General features: G+C 68.2%; 23 protein-coding genes. 10 read left to right on the top strand and 13 right to left on the bottom strand.

The window, feature by feature from the left end:
• The first annotated feature begins 176 nt into the window (after positions 1-176).
• Positions 177-1,877, top strand: coding sequence for an ABC-F family ATP-binding cassette domain-containing protein (locus tag ACSQ9E_RS21680; RefSeq protein WP_436219169.1), 1,701 nt, complete (start codon positions 177-179; stop codon positions 1,875-1,877).
• Positions 1,878-1,937: 60 nt separating this feature from the next.
• On the opposite strand, the gene ACSQ9E_RS21675 is transcribed toward ACSQ9E_RS21680, so the two are convergent.
• From ACSQ9E_RS21675 to hemC, 7 genes are all read right to left on the bottom strand, one after another.
• Entirely contained in the window at positions 1,938-2,522 is a 585-nt protein-coding gene (locus ACSQ9E_RS21675) for a YceI family protein (protein ID WP_057201279.1), read from the bottom strand.
• 74 nt (positions 2,523-2,596) lie between these two features.
• A complete protein-coding gene (locus ACSQ9E_RS21670; RefSeq protein WP_057201278.1) occupies positions 2,597-3,169 on the bottom strand; it encodes a YceI family protein in 573 nt (190 codons plus the stop codon).
• Positions 3,170-3,231: 62 nt separating this feature from the next.
• A complete protein-coding gene (locus tag ACSQ9E_RS21665; RefSeq protein WP_436177040.1) occupies positions 3,232-3,807 on the bottom strand; it encodes a cytochrome b in 576 nt (191 codons plus the stop codon).
• Positions 3,808-4,115: 308 nt separating this feature from the next.
• Positions 4,116-5,393: a heme biosynthesis HemY N-terminal domain-containing protein gene (locus ACSQ9E_RS21660; protein ID WP_057201277.1), complete on the bottom strand. Its 1,278-nt coding sequence runs from the start codon at positions 5,391-5,393 to the stop codon at positions 4,116-4,118.
• Positions 5,394-5,408: 15 nt separating this feature from the next.
• Positions 5,409-6,488 carry a uroporphyrinogen-III C-methyltransferase gene (locus ACSQ9E_RS21655; protein WP_057201276.1) on the bottom strand — a complete coding sequence of 360 codons (1,080 nt, stop codon included), beginning with the start codon at positions 6,486-6,488 and terminating at the stop codon, positions 5,409-5,411.
• Positions 6,485-7,291 (bottom strand): uroporphyrinogen-III synthase, encoded by an 807-nt coding sequence (locus ACSQ9E_RS21650; RefSeq protein ID WP_057201275.1) that lies wholly within the window; start codon positions 7,289-7,291, stop codon positions 6,485-6,487. The genes ACSQ9E_RS21655 and ACSQ9E_RS21650 overlap by 4 nt, the downstream gene beginning before the upstream one ends.
• 1 nt (position 7,292) lies before the next feature.
• A complete protein-coding gene (gene hemC, locus ACSQ9E_RS21645) occupies positions 7,293-8,243 on the bottom strand; it encodes a hydroxymethylbilane synthase (RefSeq protein ID WP_436219168.1) in 951 nt (316 codons plus the stop codon).
• Positions 8,244-8,355: 112 nt separating this feature from the next.
• On the opposite strand from hemC, the gene ppc reads away from it, so the two are divergent.
• Together ppc and ACSQ9E_RS21635 are read left to right on the top strand one after the other, a co-directional pair.
• On the top strand, positions 8,356-11,145 hold the full coding sequence (gene ppc / locus ACSQ9E_RS21640) for a phosphoenolpyruvate carboxylase (RefSeq protein ID WP_436219167.1): 2,790 nt from the start codon (positions 8,356-8,358) through the stop codon (positions 11,143-11,145).
• 166 nt (positions 11,146-11,311) lie between these two features.
• Positions 11,312-13,342 (top strand): EAL domain-containing protein, encoded by a 2,031-nt coding sequence (locus tag ACSQ9E_RS21635; protein ID WP_436220249.1) that lies wholly within the window; start codon positions 11,312-11,314, stop codon positions 13,340-13,342.
• Here ACSQ9E_RS21635 and ACSQ9E_RS21630 read toward each other — a convergent pair.
• Positions 13,331-14,680, bottom strand: coding sequence for an AI-2E family transporter (locus ACSQ9E_RS21630; RefSeq protein ID WP_436177044.1), 1,350 nt, complete (start codon positions 14,678-14,680; stop codon positions 13,331-13,333). The two genes, ACSQ9E_RS21635 and ACSQ9E_RS21630, sit on opposite strands and share 12 nt — an antisense overlap.
• 205 nt (positions 14,681-14,885) lie before the next feature.
• Here ACSQ9E_RS21630 and ACSQ9E_RS21625 point away from each other — a divergent pair, with 205 nt between their 5' ends.
• Together ACSQ9E_RS21625 and ACSQ9E_RS21620 are read left to right on the top strand one after the other, a co-directional pair.
• Positions 14,886-15,668 carry a hypothetical protein gene (locus tag ACSQ9E_RS21625; protein WP_436220248.1) on the top strand — a complete coding sequence of 261 codons (783 nt, stop codon included), beginning with the start codon at positions 14,886-14,888 and terminating at the stop codon, positions 15,666-15,668.
• A complete protein-coding gene (locus ACSQ9E_RS21620; RefSeq protein ID WP_436219166.1) occupies positions 15,665-16,228 on the top strand; it encodes a FlgO family outer membrane protein in 564 nt (187 codons plus the stop codon). Before ACSQ9E_RS21625 ends, ACSQ9E_RS21620 begins: the two co-directional genes overlap by 4 nt.
• Positions 16,229-16,330: 102 nt before the next feature.
• Here the strand turns inward: ACSQ9E_RS21620 and flhC are convergent, their stop codons facing one another.
• The 5 genes from flhC to ACSQ9E_RS21595 form a co-directional block, all read right to left on the bottom strand.
• On the bottom strand, positions 16,331-16,885 hold the full coding sequence (gene flhC / locus ACSQ9E_RS21615; protein ID WP_057201271.1) for a flagellar transcriptional regulator FlhC: 555 nt from the start codon (positions 16,883-16,885) through the stop codon (positions 16,331-16,333).
• A gap of 55 nt (positions 16,886-16,940) precedes the next feature.
• Positions 16,941-17,267: a flagellar transcriptional regulator FlhD gene (gene flhD, locus ACSQ9E_RS21610; protein WP_007853391.1), complete on the bottom strand. Its 327-nt coding sequence runs from the start codon at positions 17,265-17,267 to the stop codon at positions 16,941-16,943.
• Between the two features lie 248 nt (positions 17,268-17,515).
• Positions 17,516-18,418, bottom strand: a complete 903-nt coding sequence (locus ACSQ9E_RS21605; RefSeq protein ID WP_436219165.1) for a sulfurtransferase — start codon at positions 18,416-18,418, stop codon at positions 17,516-17,518.
• 68 nt (positions 18,419-18,486) lie between these two features.
• Positions 18,487-19,398, bottom strand: coding sequence for a DMT family transporter (locus ACSQ9E_RS21600; protein WP_179683925.1), 912 nt, complete (start codon positions 19,396-19,398; stop codon positions 18,487-18,489).
• A gap of 126 nt (positions 19,399-19,524) precedes the next feature.
• Positions 19,525-20,664, bottom strand: a complete 1,140-nt coding sequence (locus tag ACSQ9E_RS21595) for an aromatic ring-hydroxylating oxygenase subunit alpha (protein WP_436219164.1) — start codon at positions 20,662-20,664, stop codon at positions 19,525-19,527.
• A 332-nt stretch (positions 20,665-20,996) separates the two neighbouring features.
• Between ACSQ9E_RS21595 and xseB the strand changes: the two genes are divergently transcribed.
• The 5 genes from xseB (at position 20,997) to ACSQ9E_RS21570 (ending at position 26,754) form a co-directional block, all read left to right on the top strand.
• Complete coding sequence (gene xseB, locus ACSQ9E_RS21590; RefSeq protein WP_057201267.1) at positions 20,997-21,239, top strand: exodeoxyribonuclease VII small subunit; 243 nt, start codon at positions 20,997-20,999, stop codon at positions 21,237-21,239.
• Positions 21,236-22,207 carry a polyprenyl synthetase family protein gene (locus ACSQ9E_RS21585; protein WP_057201266.1) on the top strand — a complete coding sequence of 324 codons (972 nt, stop codon included), beginning with the start codon at positions 21,236-21,238 and terminating at the stop codon, positions 22,205-22,207. Before xseB ends, ACSQ9E_RS21585 begins: the two co-directional genes overlap by 4 nt.
• A gap of 111 nt (positions 22,208-22,318) precedes the next feature.
• Complete coding sequence (gene dxs, locus ACSQ9E_RS21580) at positions 22,319-24,202, top strand: 1-deoxy-D-xylulose-5-phosphate synthase (RefSeq protein WP_436219163.1); 1,884 nt, start codon at positions 22,319-22,321, stop codon at positions 24,200-24,202.
• A gap of 168 nt (positions 24,203-24,370) precedes the next feature.
• Positions 24,371-25,453 carry a TRAP transporter substrate-binding protein gene (locus ACSQ9E_RS21575; RefSeq protein WP_436219162.1) on the top strand — a complete coding sequence of 361 codons (1,083 nt, stop codon included), beginning with the start codon at positions 24,371-24,373 and terminating at the stop codon, positions 25,451-25,453.
• Positions 25,454-25,671: 218 nt separating this feature from the next.
• A complete protein-coding gene (locus ACSQ9E_RS21570) occupies positions 25,672-26,754 on the top strand; it encodes a TRAP transporter substrate-binding protein (protein ID WP_057264608.1) in 1,083 nt (360 codons plus the stop codon).
• The last annotated feature ends 92 nt before the right edge of the window (positions 26,755-26,846 follow it).

Here is a 26,846-nt window from a genome sequence, read left to right as displayed (position 1 = left end):
TTCGTAATCAATTTACGTAAAGGGAATTTTGAAGGCGCGGTTATTTGCGGTACATTGCGCCTCTCGCCAACCTCCCGGGGTGTTTTCACCGATGCGCCTGTAAGCCACTTTCACGCTGTTCCGCTCCTGCCTTTTTGCGCAGGTGCGGCTTGATGGTGACCGTGGAGTTCTCAGGCATGGCGACGACCAACCATCCGGGCCATCGCGCCCGGGGCGACAGCAGGGCTGCTGTCGCTTCTGCTTCCTTTTTCTCTTCTTCTTTTTCGCTCCAGTTCCAGCGCGTTGTCTGGGCGCTGCCCGATGGGCAGCCCTTGTGGCGCCAGCCCCTCGACATGGCCGTGGGCGCCGGCACCACCGGCATCGTGGGTGCCAATGGCGTGGGCAAGAGCGTGTTTCTGCAACTGCTGCTGGGCCGGCTGCAGCCGACTGCGGGCACGGTGTTGCGCGACGCGCGCCTGCAGGCCGTGGCGCAGGAGGTGCGGGGAGCCCCCGGCAGCACGGTGGCCGACCTTGCGGGCCTGGCACCCGTGCTGCGTGCGCTGGAGCGCCTGGAGGCGGGCCAGGGAACGCCCGAGGACCTGCTGCGGGCCGATGGCCAGTGGGACCTGCCTGCGCGCTGGCAGCGCGCCCTGCAGGCGCTGGACCTGGGGCATCTGCCAAGCGATGGCGATGCGACCCGGCTGAGCGGCGGCGAGCGCATGCGCGTGGCGCTGGCGGGGGCCTTCGTCTGCGACGCTGAGGTGCTGGTGCTCGACGAGCCCACCAACCACCTGGACCGTGGTGCCCGCTGCTGGCTGCTGGACCAGGTGGCCACGCGCCAGGGCGCTGTGGTCGTGGCCAGCCATGACCGTGAACTGCTCGGCATGGTCGACACCATCGTGGAGCTGTCGCCCGCCGGGCTGCGCCGCTACGGAGGCAACTGGGCGCTGTACGCCGCGCAGCGTGCGCAGGAGCGGGCGGCCGCGCAGGCGACGCTCGACCATGCACGCACCGAGCGCGACCGGGGCAAGAAGGCGTTGCAGCGCGAGCACGAGGCGCAGCAGCGCCGCACCGCGCAGGGGCGCCGGGTGGGGCGCACAGCCAACCTGGCTCCCATCCTGCTGGGCCGCATGAAGAACAGCGCCGAAGCCCATGCCGGAAACGAGCACGAACGCCAGCGGCAGGCGCGCGATAAGCTGGATGCAGCCGTGCGCGATGCCGCCCGCCAGGCGCCACAGCAGGCACCCGTGGCACTCGCCCTGCCCGAAAGCAGCGTGCCCTGCGGCAAGCAGGTGCTGGCGCTGGAACAGGTGCGCGCACCGTTTGCTCCCCAGGGGCTGCCTGCCCTCGACGGGGTCTGGAGCGGCCCCGCGCGCATTGCCATCACCGGGCCCAACGGCTGTGGCAAGAGTACCCTGCTGCGCCTGGTGGCCGGGCAGGTGGCGCCCGCTTCGGGCCGCGTGGTGCGCGGCGTGCGCGCGGCCTGGCTGGACCAGCACAACGCGCAGCTGCTACCGCCGTCCGCAAGCGTGCTGCAGCGCCTGGCCGAACTCGGCTCACCCCTGCCCGAGGCCACGCTGCGCACGCGCCTGGCGCAACTGGGCCTGGATGCAGACCGCGTGCAGCGGCCCGCCGGGGTGCTCAGCGGTGGCGAGCGCATCAAGGCCGCGCTGGCCTGCGCGCTGTGGTGCGGCGAGCCAGCGCAGATGCTGCTGCTGGACGAGCCGACCAACCACCTGGACCTGGCCTCGGCGGAGGCCTTGCAGGTGGCGCTGCAGGGCTTCACCGGTGCGCTGCTGGTGGTGTCGCACGACCTGCATTTCCTGGCGGCGCTGGCGCCCACGCATGTCTGGGCATGGCATGCCGAAGGCTGGCGGCTCGATGCACGCCTGGCATGAAAAAAGCCACCCGTGGCCGTGCCGCGGGTGGCTTGTGCGGACCAGAAGGCCCGTTGTGGATTACTGCTTGATGGCTTCGATCTGCACCACCAGGCGCACGTTCTTGGGGAAACCCCATTCCACGCCGTAGTTCAGGCCCCACTGGGTGCGGTCGATGGTGGCTTCGAAGTCGCCACCGCAGACTTCACGCTTGAGCATGGGGCTCTGGTAGCAGTTGAACTGCGTGGCCTTCAGGGTCACGGGCAGGGTCTTGTCCAGCAGCGTCAGCTGGCCGGCCACTTCGCTGACCTTGTCGCCGTTGAAGGTGAACTTGTCGGACACGAACTTGATGGTCGGGTACTTGGCGGCGTTGAACAGGTCAGCGCTTTGCAGGTGCTTGTCGAACGGGGGCGTGCCCGAGTTGATCGAGGTGGTGTCCACGGTGATCTCCACCTTGCCGGTCTTGCCGGCGCGGTCGAACTGCACAGTGCCTTCCTTCTTGTCGAAGCGGCCGCGGTTGGTCGTTGCGCCGAAGTGGCTGATCTCGAACGTCACGAAGGTGTGCGTCGGATCGATGGCGTAGGCGGCGCTCTGGGCCTGGGCTGCGCCCGTGGACAGAACGGCGGCTGCGGCCAGTGCGAGCAGGGCGAACGAAGACTTGCGCATGTAAACAACTCCTGAAAAAGGAAGGATCAAGGGAACAGGGAAAGGGAACGCGGAAAAGGGAGGGTGCAGGGCGATCAGAGCTTGCCCACGCCCGTGAGCGCCAGCTTGAACTTGACGGTCACGTCATCGGCCACCATGGAGGTGTCGGCCCATTCGTTCTCGCCGATCTTGAAGGCCAGGCGCTTGATGGGCAGGGTGCCGGTGGCCGTGGTGGTGGCACCGCTCTGGGCCAGCGCCACGGGCACGACCACGTTCTGCGCATTGCCCTTGATGGTGAGCTTGCCGGCCACTTCGAACTTGCCGCCGCCCAGCGCCTTGATGGTGGTGGATTCGAACACTGCCTGGGGGAACTTGGGCACGTTGAACCAGGTGGGCTTGGGCAATTCGGCATCGGTCTCGCGCGAGCCCAGCGTGGCGCTGCCGGTGTCCACGGTGAAGCTGATCTTGCTGGTGTCGGGCTTGGCCGGGTCGAACGCCACCTTGGCATCGAACTTCTTGAAATGGCCTTCGAGCGGCACGCCCATCTGGCGCGCGGTGAACTGCACCTCGCTCTGTGCGGGGACCAGTTGCTGCTGCGCGAAGGCGGACGGTGCAGCCAGCACGGCGGCGCCCAGCACAAGGCTCGAGACGAAGGAAGATGCTTGCATGAAGGCTCCTGAAAAATCGGTGCGGAAGAACAAGGAAGAGGGCGGAGGGCTGGGGCGGGGGCTCAGCGCGGGCCGGGCAGCATGCGGCCGATGAGGCCGTCCCGGTCGATGAACTGGTGCTTGAGGGCGGCGGCCACGTGCAGCACCACCAGCCCGGCCATGGCAAAGGCGGTGTACTGGTGCCAGGGCTTGATGGCCTCGGCCAGCTCCTTGCTCACGGGCACAAAATCAGGCAATTGCCACAGGCCCAGGAACACGATGGGGAAGCCCGCCGCCGAGCTGTAGGCCCAGCCGATCAGCGGCACGGCCAGGAACAGCGCGTACAGCAGGCCGTGCGTGGCGTGGTGCGCCAGCGCCTGCCAGCGCGGCATGGACTGCACCATGGCGGCGGGCAGGGCCGGGGGGCGGTGCGTCAGGCGCCAGATGATGCGCAGCACCGACAGCGTGAGGATGGTGACCCCGGCCCACTTGTGCCAGTTGTAGAGCTTCAGCCGTGCTGGTGAGAACGGCAGGCTGGTCATGTACAGGCCGACGCAGAAGGCACCGATCAGGGCCAGGCCCAGCACCCAGTGCATCAGCATGGCGGTGTGGGTGTAGCGGGCCGGTCGGCTGGTGGGAGTCGGCGTGGAGGATGGCATCTTGGGGAAATCGGCGATGGGGTGGCAGGGCAGGGGTGGGCAGCAGGTGCTGGGAGCAGGTTTTTCGGGCTGGCGCATCCGTCGCTGCCTCGCATGCCGCGCCCCGTGCTGCATGCACAAGGCCCCGCAGTGAGCGCAGTGTAGGAAGCTGCCAGCGCGTTCGGCTTCAGCAGGATTGATGCTTCAATTCAAAAAAACTGAATTGACAGGGGGTGTGCGCTCAAAGTTCCCTCTTGTTTTGCAAAAGGTGGGCGCAGATGGATGGCCGGTAGATGGCCAGGGGATGGGCGGGCCCCCCGCCTGCTTGGTCAGCGGGCGAGTGCGGCTTTTTTCCAGGCCTCGGCGGCGGCGGCTTCGTCGCCGCGCTGTTCGGCCAGCTCTGCCAGGTGGCGCCAGGCGCTGGCGCGCAGGCCGGCATCGGCGAGCTGGTGGGCGGCCTGGGTCAGCAACTGCTGGGCCTTGCCCCACAGCTGGCGCTTGAGGCAGGCCATGCCGGCCATGTACTGCAGGCGCGCATCGCGCGGGTTGGCCTGCTGGGCGGCTTCGATGCGCGCCAGCCAGGGGGCGTCAAGGGCATCGAGGCCCGATTCCAGTGCGCGCACCAGCTTCAGGGCATGGTGTTCGGCCAGCGCATCGGGCAGGTCCACCATGCGCTCCCACACCGGCAGCAGCCAGGCGCGCACCTGCGTGGCGTCACCACCCAGGGTGGCCATGCGCTGCGCGGCCTGGATGGCCAGCTCGGGCATGTTGCGCTCGGAGGTTTCCAGGTCGTCCCACACGCGGCGCAGCTGTGCCGTGTCGTGCGCGCTCTGGATGAGTTCGGTGGCCAGGCCGCGCACGATGCTCTGTGCGGCGGTGGGCGAGAAGGCGCGGTGCTTGGCCAGCAGGCGGGCCGTGTCCAGCGCCTCCTGCGTGCGGCGGGCCAGCCGCGTGGCCTTGAGCTTGATGCGCAGCGCCAGGGTGCGGCGCGCGGCGCCCTGGGGCAGGGCGGCGAGCCATTCGAGGGCGGCATCGGCGTCGCGGTCGTCCAGCGTCCAGCGCGCGGCGCGCATCTGGGCGCCTTCGCGCAGTTCCAGCTCCAGGGCCGTGCCGCGGGCGGGTGCATCGTCGAGCGCGCGCTGCAGATGGCTGTCGCGCGTGGCGGTGTCCTGCAGGGCGTGCGAGCCCTCGGCCGCCACCAGGTGGGCCAGCGAGCGCAACTGGTTGCCATGCGGCACCGACTCGCCGGCGGCAGCCAGGGCGTTCTCCTGCGCCAGCGCGGCCACGGCGGCCTTGCGCGAACGGATGAAGCGCCCGCCCAGCAGGTGCGTCATGGCGTCGAGCAGCGCGCTGTGCATGGCGCGTTCCTTTTGCTGCACGCGCCAGCGGCGCGCCTGGTGCGGCAGTTCCAGCAGGGCCGCCAGGGCCCGCAGGGCGGCATGCACGGTGACGAAGCCGCCCACAAGCAGCAGCACGACCATGTTCAGCGACAGGTCGACGCGGTAGGGGGGCCAGTAAAGGGTGATGGTGCCCTGGTTGTTGCCCGCAAACAGCGCGGCCGCAACGGCCACGCCAAACAACGCCAGAAGCCAGAGTGCTGCGCGCATGCGTGCTGCCCTCTCTCAGCGCCCCGCGGCGGCCGTGGCCAGCGCGGAGAGGGTATCGTCCAGGCGCGGCAGCTCGGCAGCCTTCATCCCGGTCTGGGCCTGTTGCAGCACCGTGGCTGCCGCCTGCGTGCGGCGCGAGGCCGGGTCAAAATACTTGTTGAGCGCCGTGGTGGCTGCGGCCAGGTCGGCGCGCGCCGAGTCGAACTGGCGCGCCAGCACGCCCAGGCGCGCATTGAGCAGCTTGAGTTTCAGGTTCTCGCGCAGGAAGAAGGTCTGCTCGGGCGCGAGCAGGATGGCCTCGGGTTGGTCCACCCGGCTCACGCGCACCAGGCTGCGGGCCTCGTCCCGCACCACCTCCCAGCTGCGCTGCAGGGTGGCTTGCCACCAGGGCAACTCGGCCCCGGCTGCGGTGCCACCGGCAGAGCCCGGCGCAGCGGGAGACAGGCCCAGGCGCTTCGTGGACGCGGCCTGGGCCACGGCATTGAGCACGGGCAGTTCGTCCACCTGGCGCACCAGATCATCCAGGCGGGCCAGCAGGCCGGCCGTGTCGGTCACCACGGCGCGGGTCAGGCGATCGAGGTCGCGGTTGATGGCGCGCTGCACGGGGGTCAGGCGTGGCTGTGCGGCGCGCTCGATGCGCTGGTCGGCGCTTTTGAGGGCGGCCACCAGAGGGTCCAGGCTGCCGGTGAGCTGGGACTGTTGCTGCGCCAGGCGCACGGCCGATTCGATGTCCACCACCAGGTTTTCGTCGCGCGAGCGCGACAGGCTCTGCATCAATTCTTCGAGCTGGCTGCGCTGCAGCGCCACTTCACTCACACGGGCCTCGGCCACCGAGAGGCGGGCGGCGGTCTCGCGCACCAGTTCCTCGGCCTGGCGGGCCATGGTGCGTGCCTCGATGGCCAGCGCTCCGGAATCGGCCGACTGGCGCGCCAACTGCTCCTGGATCACGCTCAGTTTCTGCCACAGCAGGCCACTGCTGGCCACGGCGGCCACGGCCAGCACGCCCACCAGCAGGGTGGGCAGGCTGCTCCCACGAGGGGCGACGGGGGTAGCGGGGGCTGCGGCGGGCAGGTCGTTGGGGGGCGCGGAACTCATGGGGCCGATTCTATCGAGGCCACCACGTCTTCCAGCGCCGGCCGACACTCCCTTACATGGCCAAAGCCCATGGCGCGGGCGGTCTGGGCGATGCGCGGGTGCGTGGCCAGGGCCCGTGCAGCCGTCCAGGACCGGCCGGGCAGGGCCTCGGCCAGGTTTGCCACCGCCTCGGAGCTGCTCAGCAGCCACAGCGAGCCGTCCTGGGTGGTAGCCTCTGCCAGCGCGGTCTGCTCGGGGGTGAAGCTGGGCGCGCCGCGTTCGTAGGCCACAGCCCAGTCCACCTGGCCGCCTGCGGCCTGCACCTGGCGCGCCAGCCAGTCGCGGCCCGAACCCTCGGAGGATTCATGCACCCCGGCCGAGCGACCGCGCACGATGAGCACGCGGTCCCCGGCCCGGATCTGGGGCGCCACCTGCTGCCACAGCGATTCGGAGTCGAACTGCGCGGCATCGGCGGCGGGGCCATCGATGGCGGCAGGCGGTACGCCCAGCTGTTCCAGCGCGCGCGCCGTGCCTGGCCCGGGGGCCCATGCACGGGTGCCGGCCGGCAGGGGCAAGGCCCCCCCGTGCAGAAAATACAGCACCGCATTGCTGCTCACGAACATCAGCGCACGGTAGCCAGGGGCCTGGGCCAGTCGTGCGCGGGCTTCGGCCAGGGCCTGTACGGCCTGTGGGTCGGTACAGGGGCCGATGGCGATCAGCGGCAATGCCGTGGCGGCCAGGCCGCGCGCGAGGAGCTGTTCCACCCACTGGGCCGCCTCGCGCTCGGGGCGCGTGACGATCACCCGGGGCGCCGTGGCGGCCATGTCAGCCGGCGGCAGATGCCGGGTCCAAGCCCCGGGCACCGCCCGCGCGCAGGCGGCGGGCGATTTCGTCACCCAACGCCTCGGCCTGGGCCAGGGTGGCCACGGGGGCGCTGGCATGGGCGCGCACCAGCGGCGCATGGGCATCTTCGGGGTCGCCCCAGGCCGCATCGAGCTGCAGCGTGCCGTCGGCGCCCAGGGTGCCGTGCGCTGCCAGGGGCATGGAGCAGCTGCCGCCCATGGCGCGGCTCACGGCGCGCTCGGCGGCCACGGTGAGCCAGGTGGCCTGGTGTGCCAGGGGCTCCAATGCGGCGATGAGGTCCAGGCGGTCGCTGCGCACCTCGATGCCCAGGGCACCCTGGCCGGCGGCGGGCAGCATGGTGGCGGGCTCGAAAGCCAGGCGGATGCGTGATTCGAGCCCCAGGCGCTTGAGGCCTGCGGCCGCGAGCACGATGGCGTCGTACTGGCCTTCGTCGAGCTTGCGCAGGCGCGTGTCCAGGTTGCCGCGCAGGGGTTCGATGCGCAGGTCGGGCCGCAGGGTCTGCAGCAGCACCTGGCGGCGCAGGCTGGAGGTGCCCACCACCGCGCCCTGGGGCAGTTCGTCGAGCGAGGCGTAGCGGGGGGAGACGAAGGCATCGCGCGGGTCCTCGCGCTCCATCACGCAGGCCAGGGCAAAGCCCTCGGGCAGCTCCATGGGCACGTCCTTGAGCGAATGCACGGCGATGTGGGCGCGGCCTTCTTCCAGCGCGACTTCGAGTTCCTTGACGAACAGGCCCTTGCCGCCCACCTTGGACAGCGATTTGTCCAGGATCTGGTCGCCCTTGGTGGTCATGCCCAGCAACTCCACGGTATAGCCGCGGGCCTGCAGCAGGGCCTGCACATGCTCGGCCTGCCAGAGGGCCAGGCGGCTTTCGCGCGTGGCGATCACGATGGGGTGGGGCAAATGGCGGCTCAAGTTCGTAACCTGTTTGTAATTATTCAGGGGCGGGCGATGCTAGCATGCGCCCGCACTGGTGGTTTTCAGGGTACGCCTGCGGGCCGCCGCACTTCATCCCGGAGACCCTCGCATGAAACGATCCGACAAGGACCAGCCCCTGATTGACGACATCCGCCTGCTCGGCCGCATCCTGGGCGACGTGATCCGGGACCAGGAGGGCGTGGCTGCCTATGAGCTGGTGGAGCAGGTGCGCAAGCTCTCTGTCGCCTTTCGCCGCGACGCGGACCAGGAGGCCGACCGGGCGCTCAAGAAGCTGCTCAAGACCCTCTCGGGCGACCAGACGGTGAGCGTGATCCGCGCCTTCACCTACTTCAGCCACCTGGCCAACCTGGCCGAAGACCGCCACCACATCCGCCGCCGCGCCGTGCACGAGCGCGCGGGCGACACGCAGGAGGGCAGCATCGAAGTCGCGCTGTCGCGCCTGCGCTGGGCCGGCATCGCGCCCAAGACCATCTCGCAGACCCTGGCCGGCAGCTACGTGGCGCCGGTGCTCACGGCCCACCCGACCGAGGTGCAGCGCAAGAGCATTCTCGACGCCGAGCGCGACATCGCCCAGCTGCTGGCCGCGCGCGACGACATCCAGGTGCGTGCCCAGCTGTACAACACCGCCAAGGACGCGCTCACCCCGCGCGAGCTGGCCGCCAACGAAGCCCAACTGCGCGCCCGCGTGGCCCAGCTGTGGCAGACGCGCCTGCTGCGCTACAGCAAGCTCACCGTGGCCGATGAGATCGAGAACGCGCTGTCGTACTACGAAGCCACCTTCCTGCGCGAAATCCCCAAGATCTATGCCGACCTCGAGACCGAGCTCGGCCAGTACCCGGTGCACAGCTTTTTGCGCATGGGCCAGTGGATCGGCGGCGACCGCGACGGCAACCCCAACGTCACCGCGCAGACCCTGCAGTACGCCCTGGGCCGCCAGGCCGAGGTGGCCCTGCGCCACTACCTGACCGAGGTGCACTACCTGGGCGGCGAGCTGTCGCTGTCGGCCCGCCTGGTGCAGGTATCGGCCGAGATGGAGGCCCTGGCCGCGCGCTCGCCCGACACCAACGAGCACCGCCAGGACGAGCCCTACCGCCGCGCCCTGACCGGCGTCTATGCGCGCCTGGCCGCATCGCTCAAGGAACTGACGGGCGGCGAGGCGGCGCGCCATGCCGTGGCCCCACAGAATCCCTACGTGAGCGCCGAGGCCTTCCTGGCCGACCTGCGCGTGATCGAGGCATCGCTCAAGTCGCACCATGGCGAGGCCCTGGCCGCCGAGCGCCTGCACCCGCTGATCCGCGCCGTGCAGGTCTTCGGCTTCCACCTGGCCACGGTGGACCTGCGCCAGAGCTCCGACAAACACGAGGAGGTGGTGGCCGAGCTGCTGGCCACGGCGCGCGTCGAGACGGCGTACTCCGCGCTGTCCGAGACCGACAAGCGCGCGCTGCTGCTGCGCCTGCTCAACGACGCGCGCCCGCTGCGCGTGGTGGGTGCCAGCTACTCGGACCACGCCCGGGGCGAGCTGGCCATCTTCGAGGCGGCGCTGGCCATGCGCTACCGCTACGGGCACGAGGCCATCCGCCACTACATCATCAGCCACACCGAAACGGTGAGCGACCTGCTCGAAGTGCTGCTGCTGCAAAAGGAAGTGGGCCTGATGCGCGGCACGCTCGATGGCGATGCGCGCAACGACCTCATCGTGGTGCCGCTGTTCGAGACCATCGAAGACCTGCGCAATGCCGCGCCCATCATGCGCGAGTTCTATGCCCTGCCCGGCGTGGCGGGGCTGGTGCACCGTAGCGGCAGCGAGCAGGACATCATGCTCGGCTACTCCGACAGCAACAAGGACGGCGGCATCTTCACCAGCAACTGGGAGCTGTACCGCGCCGAGATCGCGCTGGTGGAGCTGTTCGACGAGCTGGCCACCAACCACGGCATCCAGCTGCGCATGTTCCACGGCCGCGGCGGCACCGTGGGCCGCGGCGGCGGCCCGAGCTACCAAGCCATCCTGGCCCAGCCCCCGGGCACCGTGCGCGGCCAGATCCGCCTGACGGAGCAGGGCGAGGTCATCGCCTCCAAGTACGCCAACCCCGAGATCGGCCGGCGCAACCTCGAAACCCTGGTCGCCGCCACGCTCGAGGCCACGCTGCTGCAGCCCACCAAGCCGGCCACCAAGGCCTTCCTGGAGGCGGCCTCGCAGCTCTCTCTGGCCAGCATGGGGGCCTACCGCGCGCTGGTGTACGAGACCCCGGGCTTCACCGAGTATTTCTTCAACTCCACGCCGATCCGCGAGATCGCCGAACTGAACATCGGCTCGCGCCCCGCATCGCGCAAGGCCAGCCAGAAGATCGAGGACCTGCGCGCCATCCCCTGGGGCTTCAGCTGGGGCCAGTGCCGCCTCACGCTGCCGGGCTGGTTCGGCTTCGGCGCGGCGGTCGATGCCTTCGTGAACGCCGAGGGCAAGGACCCCAAGGCACAGCTTGCGCTGCTGCAGAAGATGTACCGCCAGTGGCCGTTCTTTCGCACCCTGCTGTCCAACATGGACATGGTGCTGGCCAAGAGCGACCTGGCCCTGGCCTCGCGCTACAGCGAACTCGTCACAGACGCGCGCCTGCGCAAGAAGGTCTTCAGCGCCATCGAGACCGAATGGCACCGCACCGCCGAGGCGCTCACGCGCATCACCGGCGACAAGCAGCGCCTGACGCACAACGCGGCCCTGGCACGCTCCATCAAGCACCGCTTCCCGTACATCGACCCGCTTCACCATCTGCAGGTCGAGCTGGTGCGCCGCTGGCGTGCAGGGCAGGGCGACGAGCGCGTGCAGACCGGTATCCACATCTCCATCAACGGGATCGCGGCGGGGCTGCGCAATACGGGCTGAACTGGTCGGGCCGAGCTGGTCCGGCCACTTTGCCATCCCGGTGCCTGCCTGCTAGCATGGGGCTGACCGCAGTGCGCGGCAGGGAGGGCATGGTGTGGGCATTGGTATCGCGGCCCTGAAGGTGCGGCTGTCGCTGCGGCTGCAGGCGGTCGCGCGCGCCGACTCCATGCGCGCCATCCGCGAGGGACTGCTGTGGGTGCTGCCCTGCCTCATGGTGTCGGCGGTGTTCCTGGTGTCGTCGGTGCTCACGCGGATGCTGGGCCTGCCCACGCAGACCACGGACCTGCTGGCTGGCCTGCATGCCGAGATCAGCCGCATCCTGCCGCTGCTGATCGCGGCCTCCATCGGCTACATGCTGGCCATCCGCCACAGCCTGCCGCGCCTGCCCGTGGCCTTCCTGTGCTTTGTGTACGTGGCGCTGGCCGCCTACCTGCTGCGCGGGCACCCGCGTGCCGCCGCCACGCTGGTGCTGTTCATCGCCATCGCCTCGCCCATCGTCAACGTGCCCCTCATGGCCCGGCTGATGCGGGTGCGCTGGCTGCAGCTGTCGCGCGGCTCGCTGGTCAGCGACAACGTGGAAGATGCCATGAACATGGTGTTGCCCGGTGTGCTCACGGCAGGATTGCTGGTCGTGGTGCTGACGCTGCTGCAGCAATGGTCGGGCCTGGCGCACTGGAGCCTGCCCCTGGATGTGGTGGACCCGGACCGGCCTTACCTGAATGCCGTGGCGATCACGGGCATGAATTCGCTGCTGTGGTTCTTCGGCATCCATGGCTACCATGCCTTGCAGCCGCTGTTCCAGGTGCTGGAGCTGGCCGTGGGGTGGAATGCCATCGAGGTGCTGGCAGACCAGCCACCGCCCTACCTGCTCAACGCCGGCCTGCTGGGGGCTTTCGCCTTCATCGGCGGGGCGGGGGCCACCCTGTCGCTGGTGGTGGCCGTGCTGTGGCGTGCGCGCAGTCCCGGCCTGCGCCTGCTGGCCCTGGCCAGCTTGCCCATGGCCCTGCTGAACGTGAATGAGCTGCTGCTGTTCGGCATTCCCCTGATACTGAATCCGCGTCTGCTGCTGCCGTTCATCCTCGTGCCGGCCGTCAACGCCTGCCTGGCGCTGGGCGCCGTGCAGGCGGGCTGGGTGCCGGTGGCCACGATGGCAATGCCGCTGAATGCCCCCGTCCTCTTCAACGCCTACGCCAGCACCCAGGGCTCCTGGCCAGCGGTGGTGCTGCAGCTGGCACTGGTGCTGCTGGGGGCCTGCATTTACGCGCCGGCGGTGCGGGCGCTGGAGCGCCACAACGCCACCACGGTGCACCTGCCGGGGCTGGACACCACGTTCTCGCGCCTGCAGGAGCAGGGCCGCCTGTATGCCAGCGACCCGGTGGTCCTGGCGCAGCAGCGGCAGGCCGGCCGCGAGGAGCTGCTGGCCCAGGTGCGCCGCATGGGCGAGTACGAGTTCTTCCTGGAGTACCAGCCCCAGGTGTCGCCACGCACGGGCGAATGCGTGGGTTGCGAGGCGCTGCTCAGGGCCCGCGATGGCCGGGGGCGCACGCAGTCACCGGGGGCTTTTCTGGCGTGGCTGACCGAGGCCGGGCTCATGAAGGATGTCGACCTGTGGGTGGCCGACGCGGCCCTGCAGCAGTACCGGCGCTGGCGCAGCGCGGGCTTCGAGTTGCCCATCTCCATCAATGTCACCGGGCCCACGCTCATGTCGGCAGCGCACTGCCAGCGGCTGGTGGCGTTGATAGCGCCTGCCGGCGGCTGCATCAGCGTCGAACTCACCGAGGATGCGCTGGCCGCCGACGTGGGCCAGATGCGCGACGCCATCGCCCGCATCCACGCCGTGGGTGCCCAGGTGGCCATCGACGACTTCGGCACCGGCTATTCCTCGCTCAGCTACCTGCACGCCTTTGCGGTGGACACCATCAAGATCGACCGCAGTTTCGTGGTGGCCAGCGCCGACCCCCGGGGGGCTCGCCTGCTGCAGGGCCTGCTGCATTTCTGCCAGAGCCTGGGGGTCGCCATTGTGGTGGAGGGGGTGGAGACGCTGGAACAATTGCAGGTGCTGCCCGCAGACATGGACCTGCAGGTGCAGGGCTGGTACTACGGCCGCGCGATGGGGGCCGACGACCTGCCGGCGTTCGTGCAGCGCTGTACGCTGGCCACCGCCGAACAGGACGCCAGCTCTGCCTCAGTCTCCTAAAAGTTCTCCCACCGCCTTGAGGTCCTCCACCCGGTCGCAGACCGCCTTCACGGCCATCATGACCGGGATGCCCAGGAGCAGCCCCCACAGCCCCCAGAGCCAGCCCCAGGCGAGCACGCTGACGAACACGGCCACGGGGCTCATGCTGCTGGTGCGGCTGGTGAGCCAGGGGGTGAGCAGGTTGCCGATGAGGGTGTGGATGACCAGCGATGCGCCGCCAATGGCCAGGGCCATGTCGATGGTGCCGAACTGCAGAAAGGCCACCAGCGCCGACGCGCCGGCCGTCAAGGCCGAACCGATGTAGGGCGCGAGGTTGAGCACGCCGGCCACCACGCCCCACACCGCCGCATTCTCCAGCCCCAGCGCCCAGTAGGCGCAGCCCGTGGCCACGCCCACCAGGATGCTGGTGAACACCTGCACCAGCAGGTAGCGCTGGATCTGGCCGGTGATGTCGTCGAGCACCTGCATGGTGATGTTGCGCCGCTCCAGGCTGCTGCCCGCAATGCGCACCAGCTTCTGGCGGAACAGGTTGCCCGAGGCCAGCGCGAAGTAGGTCAGGAACACCACCACGGTGAGCTGGCCCACGGCCGATACCAGGCCCATGGTGCCGCTCCACAGGTAGTCGCGGATGTTGAAGGGCGGGCGCTCCACCACCACGCGCTGCACGCCGCGCCGCGCGGGGGTGGCGGCGCTGTTCTCGGCAGCAGCCTGTTCGATCTGGGCAGCGGCCTTCTGCATCGTGTCCAGCGTGCTGGGCATGCCCGCGCGCGCGCGCAGGTTGTCGCGCACCTTCTTGGCCGCCACAGGCAGCGAGTCCACCAGTTGCACCGCCTGGTCGCTCAAGGACCAGGCCATGCTGGCCATGCCCCCCACGATGGCGATGAGCAGCAGGGCCGCGCCCAGCGGGCGCGGCAGGTGCCAGCGGCGCAGGATGTTGACGGCAGGGCGTAGCGCCGTGGTCAGCAGCAGGCTCAGCATCAGCGGGATGAACACCGCGCTGGCCCAGTGCAGCAGGGCCACGCCGGCGAACAGGGCCAGCAGCGCCAGGGACATGTTGCGCACGTCCACCGGCATCTGCAGCATCAGCTGGGTGGGCGTGGCAGGCGCCGCCATGGCGGGCGGGGCGGGCAGGGTCGGGTGCGCGGCTGCTGCCAGGGTGGCGGCATCGGGCGGGCTGGCCATGCGTTCTGGCCCGGCTTCGGGTTGCGGATCGGCGGCGCCGGGCGTTGCCTGCGCCCCCCCCGGCGCTGTGCCGTCGCACGTGTCGGCAGCTGGCGGCTGCTGCGGCAGGGCCGTGGGTGGAGCGTTGGGGTGGGAGGGGGCAGGCACGGCGGTCATGCGGGGATTGTCACGCACTGTGAGCAAATGTTGTGTAGGTGCCGGCGCCAACGCGCTGGCCGCGCAAATGCAACGCAATTGCCCCGTTATTCGCGCCATGGGGGCGCCGCCGGGCCGCTAGCATGGCTGCATGCAAGTTGAACCATTGGCTGGCGGTCTGCCGCAAGGCCCATCCCAAGGACGGCTGCCCGCCGGGCAGTCCGGCATGGCAGTGACCGCGCGCGGCGATGTCCGTGCCCGGCCCGCCCTGCACCGTGTGGTCGTGCCGCTGCTGGCGGTGGCCTCGCTGCTGGCGGCTGGCTGTTCGTCGCTGGACGTGCCGCGGGCCGACAACTACCCGGCATCGAACCAGAAGAAGGCACGCGCCGTGCACCACTGGGACGTGCTGGCCGACGATGTGGCCACGCGCATCACCGGCAAGATCCGCGACTGGCCTGCGGGCGAACACCCCATCTATGTGTCCGCCTCGGGCGACACCAGCTTCAACAACGGCTTTCGCAAGCTGCTGATCACCCGCCTGCTGGACCGGGGCGTGGTGCTCACCAACCAGCCCTCGGCTGTCACCCTGGCGTTCGAAACCCAGCTGGTGCAGCACCCGGGCCGTGTCTCCAACAGCCTGCCCATGCCCTGGACCCGGCTGGCCCTGGGCGTGGGTGTGGCGCGCGACTGGGCCCACCGTGCGCCTGGCGCCGGCTCCATCGTGGCCGGGACGATCGCGATCGGGGCGCTGGCCGATGCCGCGCAGTACACCACCGACGGCCCCGCCGCGGGCGGCCCCACGCGCACCGAGGTGCTCATCACCACGTCGCTGGAAAGCGGCGACCGCTACCTGGCCCGCACCTCCGACGTGTACTACATCGAGCAGGACGATGCCGTGCTCTACCAGGTCCAGCAACCGCCGCCACCTCCCCCCCCGCCGCCCGCACCCACCCCGGTCAAGACCTGGCAGGTGGTGAGCCCGCCGGTGATGATGATGGTGGCGCCATGAAGCGGCGCACCCTGCTGCGCACGGCCGGCGCGCTGCTGCCGGTGCTGGCCCTGCCGGGCTGTGCCTCGTACTATTACGGTGACAAGTCCGGTGGTGGCGGTGGCGGGCTGATGGACCTCATCACCCCCAGCACCATCGAGCGCAACCACCGCGCGGCCGATGCGCTGCTGCTGCAGGCCCCACTGGACCCTGCGCATGCGGTGCTGGTGGCCACGCTGGTCAACGTGGACCGGCTCAATGAATCCTCGCGCCTGGGGCGCATCTTTTCCGAGCAGATCGGCTCGCGCCTGGTGCAGCGCGGCCTGCGCGTGACCGAACTCAAGCTGCGCGAGGACGTGGCCATGCAGCGCACCGGCGAGTTGCTGCTCTCGCGCGAGGTGCGCGAGGTGAGCCGCGCGCACGATGCACAGGCCGTTGTGGTGGGCACATACGCCGTTTCGACCACCACACTGTTCATCAGCCTGAAGATCGTGAACCCGGTGGGCAACACCGTGGTGGCCGCGCACGACTATGCGATGCCGGTGGACGAGAACGTGCGCTCGCTCCTGGCGGCGCGGTAGTCCGGGGCCGTCGGGAAATCCTCTTTCCAGCAAAAAGCCCCGCACGGCGAAACCGGCGGGGCTTTGTCATTCGTGCGCAGTCCGGCGTTGCCGGGCTGGGAGTCAATGCAACATCAGGGCACCGGCGTTCTTGCTCTTGCCAGCGCGGGCAGGCGGGTTGCACAGGCCGCAGGTGTAGTGGCGGTTTTCATAGAGTTCGGTCACGAACTGGCCCTTGCAGTCAGAGCACTGGGTGCGGGTGAGCATGCCGGCGTCCACGAACTTCACCAGGCGCCAGGCGCGGGTGAAGGACAGCAGGGGTTCGATCTCGGCAGTGGTGACCTGCTCGTTGTACAGGCGGTAGGCCTTGGTCAGCAGTTCCACCGAATCCAGGTCCACGCCCTTGGACAGGTATTCGTAGATGTTCAGGAACAGCGAGCTGTGGATGTTTTCCTGCCAGGTCAGGAACCAGTCGGTCGAGAAGGGCAGTTGGCCCTTGGAAGGCGACTTGCCGGCGATCTCCTTGTACAGGCGGATCAGGCGTTCATAAGACAGCGTGGTCTCCGACTCCAGCACCTGCATGCGGGCCCCCATGCCGATCAGCATCGCAGCGCGCTCGATCTGCTTGGATTCGTTGAGGACGCTCTTGGCTGGGGCTTTGGCGGCAGGCGTGGTCATGGCGGGCTTTCGAGAGGGGCGGTGAACAGGAAGGGCTGCAGGAAAGTGCGGTGCTTCAGAGCACTTCCGACACGCGGCTGGCCATCAGGATGTTGGCGTGCAGGGTGTTGGTGGCTTCGTTGCCCACCTTCTTGGCCGTGTGGTTGGTCAGCAAGCTCCACACCAGGTTGTCGTCCACGCGGAAGCTGCAAAGAAGCGTGTTCCGGGAGGCCAGTTTCAGCACTTGTGCGGCCGACAGCGATGCCAGAATATCGGCAGCGTCTTCGTTCATGCCCAGACGGAACACTGCTTCTGCCTTGTCGTGGCGAATCAGGTTCTGCGCCAGCATCAGGTAGGTCAGGTTGGCTTCGCGGATTTCGGCGAGCAGTTGTTCGTTGGTCATGGCAGGGTTCCTTTGTTCCAGTTCCGGGTCTTCGCCTTGCCATGCTGTTTGCATGTTTTGCGTGATCCGTTGAAATGGATTGTGAAACCGGGCCAATCAAAAATTAAGTCAGCGTTGCTCTGTGCAGCGTGTCTGGTTCAGGGGTGGTGCGTGTAGGAATTTGCCTTACAAAACACCAAGCCCCGGTCCTGCGCCCCAGAGCGCTGCGGCCTGCTGCCGCCAGGTGGTCAAACCGCCCCCAACCCTGCTCAGCCGCGTTCCACCGGGCGCGAAGAATCGCTCACCCATTCGCCCCAGCTGCCGGCAAAAAGCGATGTTTTTCCGAGTCCGGCGACTTCCATGGCGATCAGGTTGGGCAGCGCGCTCACACCGCTGCCGCACTGGTGCACCACGCCGGTCGGATCGCGGCCTGCCAGCAGGGCGTCGAACTCGGCGCGCAGCACGGCTGCGGGCTTGAACTTGCCATCGGGGCCGATGTTGTCCACGAAGGGGCGGTTCAGGGCGCCGGGAATGTGGCCGGCCACCGGGTCCAGCGGCTCCACCTCGCCCCGGTAGCGGGGCGCAGCGCGTGCGTCGACTACGGTCTGGCCGGGTTGCTGCAGGTTGGCCAGCACATCGCTGGCCGTGGCCAGGCGGCGCAGCGGCTCCTTGAGTTCGAAGTTGGACTGGAAGTGCGCTGGTTCTTCACCGCTGGCGACTGCGCCGCCCGCGGCCTGCCACGCCTGCAGGCCACCGTCGAGCACGGCCACGGCATCGTGCCCGGCCCACTTGAGCATCCACCACAGGCGGCCGCAGTAGTTGGCCCCCTGGCGGTCGTACACCACAGCCTGCATGCCATTGGCAAAACCCACGCTCGACAGCCAGATGGCAAAGCGCTCGCGGCTTGGCAGCGGATGGCGGCCGCCCGATGCGGGCATGTCCGCCTCCTGGGCCGTCAATACGGTGCCGGAGGCGCCGGGCGCGCCGTGCTTTGCACTCAGGTTCTCGTTGAGATCGGCATACACCGCGCCGGGAATATGGGCCTGCGCATACTGCTGCGCGCCTGCGCTCGATTGCATCAGGTCGAAGCTGCAGTCGAACACCATCAGCGGCGCGCCGCTGGCGATCAGGGTTTGCAGTTCGGTGGCGGAGATCAGGGTGGTGTAGGTCATGGCAGCGGTTGGGGCAATGGCGAAGGGAATGCCTTGCATTGTGTCAATGGTTGGTGTCCACAGTCGTATCAATGTTCTTCAGCCGGGGCTCCGGGGGCCGCGCGGGCGCGCAGCACGGTGGCCGCGATGCCGCTGCCCACGATGAGCACCATGCCCGCCCAGGCGATCGGGGGCAGGTCATCACCGAACAGCGTCACGCTGTAGATGGCCGCGAAGACGATGCCCGAATACTGCAGGTTGGCCACCACCAGCGTGCCGCGCTGCGTCTTGGCGCTGGCGTAGGCCCGGGTCATGCACAACTGGCCGCCAGCGGCCAGGATGCCGATGGGCAGTAGCCACAGGGCCTGCCAGCCCGGCCACACCGAGGTGCCCGTGAACAGCAGGGCCACGCCGCCGGCCACCGCCGAGCCCACCGCGAAATAGAACACCGTGCGCGATTCAGGCTCACCCAGGCGCGAGAGGGCCACCACCTGCATGTAGGCAAACGCGGCCGACAGGCCCGACATCAGCCCGATCATGCCGGCGAAGGCCTGGTTCTGGTCCAGACTGGGGCGCAGCATCATCACCACGCCGACGAAGCCCGTGAGCACGGTGACGATCAGCGTGCCCTGCAGCGCCGGGCGCGGCGTGGCGGCCGAGGGGCGCCACGCCAGCAGCGTGCCGCCGACCAGGAAGGCGGCAATCCACACGCTGCTCATGTAGTTCAGGGTCATGGCAGTGGCCAGGGGCAGGTGGGCAATGGCATAGAACCAGGCACCCAGCGACATCACCCCCACCAGACTGCGCCAGGCGTGCATGCCCGGGTAGGCGGTGCCCAAGGTGACCTTCTGCGAGCGCGCCAGCAGCCACAGGATGGCCATGCCGATGAGGCCGCGGTAGCAGACCAGTTCGGCCGAATTGAAATAGGCCGAAGCGATCTTCACGCACACCCCCATGCTCGCAAAGAGGAACGCGGCCAACACCATCCAGAGGGCTTGCATGGGGAAATGGAATTCGAAAGTGAAAATAGCTGCCGTGCTTGAAGGCCAAGCAATGGCAGCTATTGTAATGAGAGCGCTTTGGGCAATGGCCGCTATTCGGCGGCGTTTACCTTGCTGTTCCGGTTTTCAGCGCTGGGGGACTGCCTCGCCCATGGCGTTGCGGTACCACTCGTGGAAGTGCTGCATGCCGTCTTCCATGGGACTTTGGTAAGGGCCCACTTCGTTGTCGCCGCGCGCCAGCAAGGCCTTGCGGCCGGCGTCCATGCGCTCGCCGATCTCGTCGTCCTCGATGCAGGTCTCCATGTAGGCGGCCTTCTGCGCCTCGACGAACTCGCGCTCGAAGGCGGCGATCTCCTCGGGGTAGTAGAACTCCACCATGTTCAGCGTCTTAGTCGGACTGATGGGGTGCAGTGTGGAGACGGTGAGCACGTGCGGATACCACTCCACCATGATGTGCGGGTACAGCGTGAGCCAGATGGCGCCGTGCTTGGGCGGCTTGCCGCCGCGGAAGGCGAGCAACGCCTCGTGCCAGCGCTCGTACACGGGGCTGCCGGCCTTGCCCAGGCGGTTGGCCACGCCCACGGTCTGCACCGAGTAGTTCTTGCCGAACTCCCAGCGCAGGTCGTCGCAGGTCACGAAGCTGCCCAGGCCCGGATGGAAGGGGCCTACGTGGTAGTCCTCCAGATAGACCTCGATGAAGGTCTTCCAGTTGTAGTTGCACTCGTGCAACTCCACGTGGTCGAGCACGTAGCCGCTGAAGTCCAGGTCGGCGCGCGGGCCCATCTGGGCCAGGTCGGCCGCCACGTCGCAGCCGTTGTCCTCGAACAAAAGGCCGTTCCACTCGCGCAGCGGGTAGTTGTTGAGGTTCAGGCAGGGGTCGTCGGCAAAGTGCGGCGCACCCAGCAGTTCGCCCTTGGCGTTGTACGTCCAGCGGTGCAGCGGGCACACGATGTTGCCGCCCGCGCTGCCCTTTTGCTGCGTGTGCAGCGAACCGCGGCCCTTGAGCATGACGGCCTGGCGGTGGCGGCAGACATTGGAGACGAGCTCCACCCCACCCTGGGCATTGCGCACCAGGGCCCGGCCCTCGGCCTCGTGAGGCAGGGTGTAGTAGTCGCCCGCGTTGGGCACGGACAGTTGGTGCCCCACATAGCGGGGCCCGCGCTGGAAGATGGTGTCCAGCTCGCGCTGGAACAGCGCTGGGTCAAAGTAGCTTGAAACTGGTAGTTGGCTTGCGGCCTGCTGCAGTTGAAGACTTAAATCAGACATGGGTGACCTGACCTAAAGACTCCCCACAGGGAGGTGTGCCACGGTTGGCACATCTGGAAAAAAGAAACCGGCGCATAGGCCGGCTGGACGAGAATGGGATTATAGCCAATGGGGTTATTCGGCGCCCCCATTCCCGCACCCCCCCTGCGTGTATTGGCGCGCTGGCAGCAGTGCGCGCGCCGATGGTGTGGGGTCGGCCGGGCGTGCCTGCCTTCTATGCGGTGGCAACGTTTACCGGCAATGCTCTCCAAACCGGGCCCTGTGCTGCGGCCGCTGGTTCGCTGGGCCTAAAATCGGGGGTTTTTCCATTTGCGGTGCTGCCGCCTCCACCCATGCCCAAGGCCACCGCCACCCCCGCGCCCCCTGCCGAACCCGCCAGCTATGAAGCGGCGCTGGAAGAGCTGGAGCAGCTCGTGGGCCGGATCGAGTCGGGCCAGTTGCCCCTGGACCAGATGCTCGCGGGCTACCAGCGTGGCGCCGCGCTGCTGGCCTTCTGCCGCAAGCGCCTGGATGCCGTGCAGGACCAGATCAAGGTGCTGGACGAAGGCGGCCTGCACGCCTGGACGCCCGAATGAGCGCGGCGCCCGTGGTGAACTCCCCCCTCGACCTGTCTGCCTGGAGCCAGCGGCACCTGGCCCGTGTGGAAGAAGCCCTCTCCCGCTGGGTGGGCGAGGGTGCGCCCGCCGGCCTGGGCGAAGCCATGCGCTATGCGGTGCTCGACGGCGGCAAGCGCCTGCGCCCGCTGTTGGTGCTGGCGGCCGAAGAGGCTGTGTGCAGCGGTGCCGAGGTCGAGGCTTCGGCACACGCCGTGTCCGACGAAGCGGCCCTGCGCGCCGTATCTGACGAGGCTGCCCTGCGGGCAGCGTGCGCCGTCGAGCTGATCCATGCCTATTCCCTGGTGCACGACGACATGCCGTGCATGGACAACGACGTGCTGCGCCGCGGCAAGCCCACGGTGCACGTGCAGTTCGGCGAGGCCCAGGCCCTGCTGGCCGGCGATGCGCTGCAGGCTTTTGCCTTCGAATTGCTGACCCCCGACGACGGCAGCGTGCCCCCGGCAGTGCAGGCCATGCTGTGCCGCCTGCTGGCGCGCGCGGCCGGTTCGGCCGGCATGGCCGGCGGCCAGGCCATCGACCTGGCCAGCGTGGGCGTGGCCCTCACCGAAGACCAGTTGCGCCACATGCACCGCCTCAAGACCGGCGCGCTGCTGCAGGGCAGCGTGATGATGGGCGTGGCCTGCGGCCCGGCGAACGCCCAGGCGCACGAGGCCCTGTCCGACTACGGCGCTGTCATGGGCCTGGCCTTTCAGGTCGTGGACGACATCCTCGACGTGGTGGCCGACTCCGCCACGCTGGGCAAGACCGCCGGCAAGGACGCCGCGAGCGACAAGCCCACCTACGTCTCGCTGCTCGGCCTGGCGCCCGCCCAGGCCTATGCCCGCGAGTTGCAGGTGCAGGCCCATGCCGCCCTGGCACGCAGCGGCCTGGCCGACACCCGCGCCCTGGCCGCCCTGGCCGACATGGTGGTGGACCGCACGCATTGATGGCTGCGGCTGCACTCCCCGCGTCCGTTGATACGATGCACCCAGACCAGGTGCCCACCGGGGGCTGTCCCTTGCCCAGTGAGCACTGATCGATCCGAAAAAGAATAGCCAATGTCAACGACCTCCTACCCCCTGCTGCAGAACGTGAACGACCCGTCGGATCTGCGTGCCCTGTCGCGCGCCGATCTCAAGGCCCTGGCCACCGAGCTGCGCGCCTTCGTGCTCGAAAGCGTGTCGCAGACGGGCGGGCACCTGAGCTCCAACCTGGGCACGGTGGAGCTCACCGTGGCCCTGCACCACGTCTTCAACACGCCCGAAGACCGGCTGGTGTGGGATGTGGGCCACCAGACCTACCCGCACAAGATCCTGACCGGCCGGCGCGACCGCATGCACACGCTCCGCCAGATGGGCGGCATCTCGGGCTTTCCGCAGCGCGCCGAAAGCCCGTACGACACCTTTGGCACGGCACACTCCAGCACCAGCATCTCGGCCGCGCTGGGCATGGCGCTGGCAGCCAAGGTCAAGGGCGAGAACCGCCATGCCGTGGCCATCATCGGCGATGGTGCCATGACGGCCGGCATGGCCTTCGAGGCGCTGAACAACGCCGGCGTGGCCGATGCCAACCTGCTGGTGGTGCTCAACGACAACGACATGAGCATCAGCCCACCCGTGGGCGCGCTCAACCGCTACCTGGCCCAGCTCATGAGCGGCCAGTTCTACGCCGCCGCCAAGAACGTGGGCAAGACCGTGCTGCGCCCGGTGCCGCCCCTGCTGGAGCTGGCCAAGCGCTTCGAGCAGCAGGCCAAGGGCATGGTGGTGCCGGCCACGTTGTTCGAGAAGTTCGGCTTCAACTACATCGGGCCCATCGACGGCCACGACCTCGATTCGCTGATCCCCACGCTGGAGAACATCAAGGGCCTCAAGGGCCCGCAGTTCCTGCACGTGGTTACCAAGAAGGGCCAGGGCTACAAGCTGGCCGAGGCCGACCCCGTGGCCTACCATGGCCCGGGCAAGTTCGACCCGGCCGTGGGCCTGGTCAAGAGCACGGCGACCCCCAAGCAGACCTTCACCCAGGTGTTTGGCCAGTGGCTGTGCGACATGGGCGCGCAGGACCAGCGCCTGGTGGGCATCACCCCCGCCATGCGCGAAGGCTCGGGCATGGTGGAGTTCGAAAAGCGCTTTCCCGAGCGCTACTACGACGTGGGAATTGCCGAGCAGCATGCCGTCACCTTTGCGGCCGGCATGGCCTGCGAGGGCCTGAAGCCCGTGGTGGCCATCTACTCGACCTTCCTGCAGCGCGGCTACGACCAACTGATCCACGATGTGGCGCTGCAGAACCTGCCCGTGGTGTTCGCGCTCGACCGTGCCGGCCTGGTGGGGGCCGATGGCGCCACCCACGCCGGTGCCTACGATATTCCCTTCGTGCGCTGCATCCCCAACATGAGCATGGCCTGCCCGGCCGACGAGCGCGAGTGCCGCCAGTTGCTCAGCACCGCCTTCGCGCAAAGCCACCCTGTGGCCGTGCGCTACCCGCGCGGCAGCGGGGCCGGCGTGGCGCCGCTCGCGGGCCTGGAAGGCCTGCCCTTCGGCAAGGGCGAGATCCGCCGCGAGCGCAAGGCCGCTGGTGGGGCGCAGGGCCCGCGCATCGCCATTCTGGCCTTCGGCACGCTGCTGTACCCCGCGCTTGAGGCCGCCGAGGCGCTCGACGCGACGGTGGCCAACATGCGCTGGGCCAAGCCCATCGACGTGGAGTTGCTGCGCGACGTGGCCGAGCGCCACGACGTGCTGGTCACGCTCGAAGAAGGTGCCACCATGGGCGGAGCCGGCAGCGCCGTGACCGAGGCCCTGAACGAGGCCGGCATCGTGCGCCCGGTGCTGCAACTGGGCCTGCCCGATGTGTTCATCGAGCATGGCGACCCGGCCAAGCTGCTGTCGCTGCAGGGCCTGGATGCAGCGGGCATCGAGCGCGCGGTACGCGCCCGCTTCCTGGCCTGAGAAGTCCGGCCCTGGGCAGTCCCGCTGCGCGGGTGCTGTCGAAAACCCGCACAGCCCGCTGGCGGGGCACCTCCTACAATGCAGGCGCGCTGCATGGATCTGCACGCGCGCCCCTGCGCAGCAGTCGCTGCCGCATCCACCCCCCCGCGGAAACAGGAGACCAGCCGTATGCATCGCCGTTCGCTCATCAAGCACACCGGCCTGGCGGGTGTACTGGCCTCTGGCGTCGCGCCGGCCGTGCACGCCCAAGCCACGCTGCGGTGGCGCATTGCATCGAGCTTCCCCAAGTCCTCGGACACCATCTACGGCGGCGCCCAGGTGTTTGCCAAGGCGGTGCGCACCCTGTCCAACGGCAAGTTCGAAATTTCCGTGCACCCCGGTGGCGAGCTGATGCCGCCCTTCGATGCGGTGGATGGCGTGCAGAGCGGTGCGGTGGAGATGTGCCACGCGGTTCCCTACTATTTCTACGACAAGAACCCGGCGTTTGCCCTGGGGTGTGCCGTGCCCTTCGGTTTCAACGCGCGCCAGATGAGCGCCTGGATGCTGCACGGCAACGGGCGCAAGCTCATGAACGAGTTCTATGCCGGGTTCAACATCGTGAGCTTTGCCTGTGGCAACACCGGCACGCAGATGGGCGGCTGGTTCCTGCGCGAGGTGAAGACCCCCGCAGACTTCAAGGGCCTCAAGATCCGCGTGGGCGGCGGTTTGGTGGCCGAGGTCATGCAGCGGCTCGGCGCCATTCCCCAGAGCCTTCCAGGCGGCGAGATCTACCAGGCACTGCAAAAGGGCAGCATCGACGCGGCCGAGTGGATCGGCCCCTACGACGACCAGAAACTGGGCTTCAACAAGGTCGCGCCGTTCTACTACTACCCCGGCTGGTGGGAGGGCGGGCCCGAGGTGGACCTGTTCGTGAACAAGAAGGCCTACGACGCGCTCACCCCCGACTACCGCTTCATCATCGAAGCGGCGGCCTCCTTCGCGCACGCTGATATGCTGGCCCGCTACGACGCGCTCAACCCCAATGCGCTCAAGCAATTGGTGGCCGCCAAGACCAAGGTGCTGCCTTTCTCGCAGCTCATCCTGGACGCCGCATTCCGCGCTTCGATGGAAGCCTTTGCGCACAACGACGCGAGAAGCCCCGAGTGGAAGAAGATATACGCCGACATGCGCAACTTCCAGCGCGACCAGATTCTCTGGTTCCGCTTTGCCGAGGCGCGTTACGACACCTTCATGTCGGCGCAGAAGATCTGACGGGCAAGCCCTGATGTGCCTCGCCTGCTGGGGAGGCTTGGCACCGTTGCTTGCAGAACCCTGAAGCCCTCTTGCGATAGCCGGGATTTCACGGGAAAACCCGCAAATCTGCAGGGGGGCATGTTCCTACAATGATCTCGGCTGAAACCAGTCCTGGGCTTTCCGTGCACAACGCGTGCTGCCCGGGTTTTGCAATCAAATACATTGGAGAGAACCTCATGGATCGTCGCTCAATCATCAAGAATGCCGGTATTGCTGGCGTGCTGGCCGCAGGCATTGCGCCTGCCGTCCACGCACAGGCCGCCATTCGCTGGCGCCTGGCTTCCAGCTTCCCCAAGTCGCTGGACACCATCTACGGCGGTGCCGATGTGTTCTCCAAGGCCGTCAAGGCCATGTCGGGCGGCAAGTTCGAAATCTCCGTGCATGCTGGTGGCGAGCTGATGCCTCCCTTCGGCGTGGTGGATGGCGTGCAGCAGGGCACCGTCGAAATGGCGCACACCGTGCCGTACTACTTCTATGGCAAGAACCCTGCGTTCGCACTGGGCTCGGCCGTGCCGTTCGGCCTGAATGCGCGCCAGATGACCGCCTGGATGATGCACGGCAACGGCCGCACGCTCATGAACGAGTTTTATGCCGGCTACAACATGATCAGCTTTGCCGGCGGCAACACCGGCACCCAGATGGGTGGCTGGTTCCGCAAGGAAATCAAGGCGGCAGCCGACTTCAAGGGCCTGAAGATGCGCCTGGGCGGCGGCCTGATCGGTGAAGTCATGCAGAAGATGGGCGCCGTGCCCCAGAGCATTCCTGGCGGTGAAATCTACCAGGCGCTCGAGAAGGGCACGCTGGATGCCGCCGAGTGGGTGGGTCCTTACGACGACCAGAAGCTGGGTTTCAACAAGGTCGCTCCGTTCTACTACTACCCCGGCTGGTGGGAAGGCGGCCCGGAAGTGGACTTCTACGTCAACCAGAAGGCGTTCGACGGCCTGTCGGCCGAGAACAAGGCCATCGTCGACGCCGCATCGAAGGCAGCCCACGTCGACATGCTGGCCAAGTACGATGCCCTGAACCCCACGGCCCTCAAGCAACTGGTGGCCGCCAAGACCAAGGTGCTGCCTTTCTCGCAACCCATCCTGGAGGCATCGTTCAAGGCCTCGATGGAAGTGTTCGCCGAGAACGACGCCAAGAGCCCCGAGTGGAAGAAGATCTACGCGGACATGCGCTCCTTCCAGCGTGACCAGGTTCTGTGGTTCCGCTTCGCTGAATCGCGTTTCGACACCTTCATGGCTGCCCAGAAGCTCTGAGGTCCGCCAAGGCGTGGCGGCGGTCGCCGCTGCCGCGCCATGGTCCGAAAACCCGCCCTTCATTGGCGGGTTTTTTTTCGCCCGCCTTTCTT

The sequence above is a fragment of the Acidovorax sp. LjRoot118 genome (assembly GCF_964253575.1).
In the GTDB taxonomy this organism is placed as follows: domain Bacteria; phylum Pseudomonadota; class Gammaproteobacteria; order Burkholderiales; family Burkholderiaceae_C; genus Acidovorax.
The sequence above is the reverse complement of the archived record's forward strand: the minus strand, read 5'-3'. Positions and strand labels throughout refer to the sequence as shown.

Coding starts and splice junctions, on each gene's coding strand:
- ACSQ9E_RS21680 (WP_436219169.1), top strand. CDS start 177: ATGGCGACGACCAACCATCCGGGCCATCGCGCCCGGGGCGACAGCAGG.
- ACSQ9E_RS21675 (WP_057201279.1), bottom strand. CDS start 2,522: ATGCGCAAGTCTTCGTTCGCCCTGCTCGCACTGGCCGCAGCCGCCGTT.
- ACSQ9E_RS21670 (WP_057201278.1), bottom strand. CDS start 3,169: ATGCAAGCATCTTCCTTCGTCTCGAGCCTTGTGCTGGGCGCCGCCGTG.
- ACSQ9E_RS21665 (WP_436177040.1), bottom strand. CDS start 3,807: ATGCCATCCTCCACGCCGACTCCCACCAGCCGACCGGCCCGCTACACC.
- ACSQ9E_RS21660 (WP_057201277.1), bottom strand. CDS start 5,393: ATGCGCGCAGCACTCTGGCTTCTGGCGTTGTTTGGCGTGGCCGTTGCG.
- ACSQ9E_RS21655 (WP_057201276.1), bottom strand. CDS start 6,488: ATGAGTTCCGCGCCCCCCAACGACCTGCCCGCCGCAGCCCCCGCTACC.
- ACSQ9E_RS21650 (WP_057201275.1), bottom strand. CDS start 7,291: ATGGCCGCCACGGCGCCCCGGGTGATCGTCACGCGCCCCGAGCGCGAG.
- ppc (WP_436219167.1), top strand. CDS start 8,356: ATGAAACGATCCGACAAGGACCAGCCCCTGATTGACGACATCCGCCTG.
- ACSQ9E_RS21635 (WP_436220249.1), top strand. CDS start 11,312: ATGCGCGCCATCCGCGAGGGACTGCTGTGGGTGCTGCCCTGCCTCATG.
- ACSQ9E_RS21630 (WP_436177044.1), bottom strand. CDS start 14,680: ATGACCGCCGTGCCTGCCCCCTCCCACCCCAACGCTCCACCCACGGCC.
- ACSQ9E_RS21625 (WP_436220248.1), top strand. CDS start 14,886: ATGGCAGTGACCGCGCGCGGCGATGTCCGTGCCCGGCCCGCCCTGCAC.
- ACSQ9E_RS21620 (WP_436219166.1), top strand. CDS start 15,665: ATGAAGCGGCGCACCCTGCTGCGCACGGCCGGCGCGCTGCTGCCGGTG.
- flhC (WP_057201271.1), bottom strand. CDS start 16,885: ATGACCACGCCTGCCGCCAAAGCCCCAGCCAAGAGCGTCCTCAACGAA.
- flhD (WP_007853391.1), bottom strand. CDS start 17,267: ATGACCAACGAACAACTGCTCGCCGAAATCCGCGAAGCCAACCTGACC.
- ACSQ9E_RS21605 (WP_436219165.1), bottom strand. CDS start 18,418: ATGACCTACACCACCCTGATCTCCGCCACCGAACTGCAAACCCTGATC.
- ACSQ9E_RS21600 (WP_179683925.1), bottom strand. CDS start 19,398: ATGCAAGCCCTCTGGATGGTGTTGGCCGCGTTCCTCTTTGCGAGCATG.
- ACSQ9E_RS21595 (WP_436219164.1), bottom strand. CDS start 20,664: ATGTCTGATTTAAGTCTTCAACTGCAGCAGGCCGCAAGCCAACTACCA.
- xseB (WP_057201267.1), top strand. CDS start 20,997: ATGCCCAAGGCCACCGCCACCCCCGCGCCCCCTGCCGAACCCGCCAGC.
- ACSQ9E_RS21585 (WP_057201266.1), top strand. CDS start 21,236: ATGAGCGCGGCGCCCGTGGTGAACTCCCCCCTCGACCTGTCTGCCTGG.
- dxs (WP_436219163.1), top strand. CDS start 22,319: ATGTCAACGACCTCCTACCCCCTGCTGCAGAACGTGAACGACCCGTCG.
- ACSQ9E_RS21575 (WP_436219162.1), top strand. CDS start 24,371: ATGCATCGCCGTTCGCTCATCAAGCACACCGGCCTGGCGGGTGTACTG.
- ACSQ9E_RS21570 (WP_057264608.1), top strand. CDS start 25,672: ATGGATCGTCGCTCAATCATCAAGAATGCCGGTATTGCTGGCGTGCTG.